The organism is Wenzhouxiangella psychrophila, from assembly GCF_042310375.1.
In the GTDB taxonomy this organism is placed as follows: Bacteria; Pseudomonadota; Gammaproteobacteria; order Xanthomonadales; family Wenzhouxiangellaceae; genus Wenzhouxiangella.
This window is the reverse complement of sequence record NZ_JBHJMQ010000026.1, coordinates 1-1,269: the sequence shown is the minus strand read 5'-3', so window position 1 is coordinate 1,269 and position 1,269 is coordinate 1. Positions and strand designations below refer to the sequence as shown.

At 43.2% G+C, this 1,269-nt stretch carries 1 protein-coding gene; it reads right to left on the bottom strand.

Translation table 11 applies throughout. From position 1 onward, the window contains the following. Positions 1–1,027 (bottom strand): AAA family ATPase (locus ACDC66_RS15185; protein WP_376697583.1); only part of this gene is annotated, 1,027 nt, incomplete at its 3' end. Positions 1,028–1,269: the final 242 nt, after the last annotated feature.

The window sequence follows — 1,269 nt, the reverse complement described above, 5'->3', positions numbered from 1 at the left end:
CGTCAGGCCAAGGGCGGCTTCGAAAATCTGGGCGCTCATCACTCCGGCTCCAATCAGGGGTCCGGAGCGATGATACCCACTCAAAATTCAACAGAGGCATTTTCTTCTTCTTCAGTAAATCTTTCTCATTTTCTTTTAAATCACTAAAAACTTCATCACTTACAACCGAAATCGATTTAGCAATAAACTCCTTGAGGGGGGTTAGCTGCCGTAACTGGTTTGATAGTTCTTTTCTTATCTGCTCTGGCGATTTTGACCTATAGGAATCTATCTCTTTTTTAAGCAGTTCGATTCTCTCAATTTCATCATCAGTCGCGGAGTATAATTCGACTTCTGATAAAGCTGTTTTTCTAGACAGTTGACTAACAAATCGGCCTGTTTTTGTATCTTGAAAAGCCGGCAGGCCGACAAAGCCATTTCCAGGCATAATTTCCTCAGTAACGCGCCGACTAACGTAATCAACTGCTTCAGCCAAGTCCTCCAACACGTGTAGCCCCGAAGGTTTATAACCAAGTTCGTCCTCTTTTGTTACAAAATGATCGGCAGCCTGGCTATCGAAAACCCTTATTGACTTTAGATTTGAGTTACTTTTAAAGTTTAAGCTCCATTCATTGGATACTATATTTCCATTAACATTTATAGATATATTGGCGGAGCTAGGCTGGCCTGGTTTTTCGAACACATTTCCAAGTATTTCAGGGACACCCCCTCTTGAAAGGCAGGCGTGTTTGATTATTCTTGCATATGAGGACTTTCCCGCACCATTATCGCCGTAAATAATCGTCAATCCATGTTTTGAAAACGACAGAGTTTGATCGCCAGCTAAGGCCCCAACATTGACTACACTATCAATTTTATCCAGCGTTACTTCATTTATCTCGTCGCTTAACCCCGTCGTGTCAATTGAACCTTCGAGAAGTTTCGATATTTGTTCGTCTACAATAATATTGTGCTCAACCAAGGCTACATCGTAGATTTCATCTAAATATTTATTGGATAATGCACCTTCGCTCAGTGACAGTTTCACTGAATGTTGCCACCATGCGGGCTTATCCTTTATCCATCCTACGATTTTCTCTATTGGTAACATTGTTGCTTTATCCCTTACCTAGTCCTCACGAGACTTTTGTCATTTTTTAAGGTGCTAATTTTCTGGGTAACGTGGGCATTTAACGTTTGCCTTAACCGGCGCGCCCGCAAACCCAGCCCGGCTTTGCCGGCCGCCAGCTTACCCCGCGTCCGGTTGAAGGCTTTGTTATGGCACGGGGT